Origin of the sequence: Croceitalea sp. P059, assembly GCF_031846365.1 — a bacterium.
In the GTDB taxonomy this organism is placed as follows: domain Bacteria; phylum Bacteroidota; class Bacteroidia; order Flavobacteriales; family Flavobacteriaceae; genus Croceitalea; species Croceitalea vernalis.
The window spans coordinates 1-1,558 of record NZ_JAVRHW010000012.1; the positions used below are offsets into that span (position 1 = coordinate 1).

The 1,558-nt window shown below is 40.3% G+C and carries 1 protein-coding gene; it reads right to left on the reverse strand.

Annotated elements, in window-relative coordinates; genetic code table 11:
* Positions 1-1,558 (reverse strand): galactose oxidase early set domain-containing protein (locus RM542_RS14785; RefSeq protein ID WP_311386524.1); only part of this gene is annotated, 1,558 nt, incomplete at both ends.

A 1,558-nucleotide genomic window follows, 5' to 3' on the forward strand; every position in this document is an offset into this window, starting at 1 on the left:
TTGTACTTGACTGTTTTGCTGGTTTATTTAGTGCAAGATTAGATGTTGTAGCGCAGAAAGGAGTATCTGGTGTATTGATAACAAGTTTAACTCTGGTAAAGCATCCTGCTGCTGTTTTTAGGGTATACCATCCTTCAGAGTTTTCATCTAGTCCTGTTACAGCTATTGTAGCTGCATTGGCGACAGACCCATCTGGTCTAGTGATGTTAGTTATGGTGGCCCCATTTGCTGCTATGGTAATATTTTCGCCGCCTGTTAAAAGGTAAAAGTCATCTCCTGTATTTACAGTTCCATTAACGGTAACTTCAGGAATAATATTCACCCCACCATCGCAAGGATTAGCACCAGTAAATACTGGTTGTGCAATTTGGATGGTTTCGGCTAAAGAAGGAACTCCATTATCCATTGCAAAAAGCATGTAATATCCTGGTGGTAATAGATTTTCATCAGGAATAGCAACCGTATAGTTACCAGGTGTATCCTCGGTATAAGTAACCGGGATTCTTCTTTGTTCGTTATTGGTACTATGTGTTGCTGCAGAAAATCGTACTAAAGCCATTTCATCAATACCATTGCTACCTGAAACGTTCATGTTGGTACTATAATTGGAAGTAGCTGGTGCATTGATGTATGGTCTTTCTTTGAATGAACCATCTGTTTCAAAAAGGTACGGAGGATAAAAAATCTCCCCATTAAAGTGGTTAAAGGCTATTTCACTTAATCCACCACCACCAGAAAAGACAGTTCCATCGGTTAATAAAATAGCGACACTATGGTAGGTACGAGGAGTAGCCATGTAAGAAAGTGTTTCCCAAGTTCCGTTGGTACCAGCGCCATTAGGTGTAAAAAGCTCAGCATATAATTGTGCGCCATTATCTGAGAATACTTCGGCATGGTCTAAACCTCCAGTAACCAATACTTGCCCATTAGGAAGTACGGTACTATTATGCATGGTTCTTTCAAACTCCATATCAGGAGTTTGCTGAACGTTTGGTGCGGTGTTAAATGGCACATTAATATCGATTACAAAGGCATTTTCTTTAGCAGGAGTAAAATTACCATAGCTTCGAGAACCACCAACTTTTAAAATTTTATCAATATCAAACATAACAGTAGTCCCTTTCATGGAATAGGTGTCACCACCTCTAGAATAAGCAGCAGATACACTACCAGCTCCAGTCAAATCAACCCAATGCATGTTTTCACTTGGACCTGCATGAAACAATCCTCCATTAGAAGCCACCCAAAGCCAAAGATGATTATCTAAACGGTAAACCCCCTCTGCTGGAACCTCTTGAGCAGCATCATTAGCGTTCCATAAAATATCTCCTGTTAAACCTGTTAAATCTGTCCAAGTATCATTGGTAATATCCCAAATCTCAGCAACTTTATCGCTACTGGTTGGGTAAGGCGGTACTTCACTCCATGAGCCCCCCCAAGTAAATACATTACCATTTTGTAGTGTAACATTGCCTTGATATGCCCGCCGCACATTCATTTCATCAGCAGCAGTCCAAAGCCCAGTATTAGAATCATAAAGGCTAGTTTTAAAACTGCT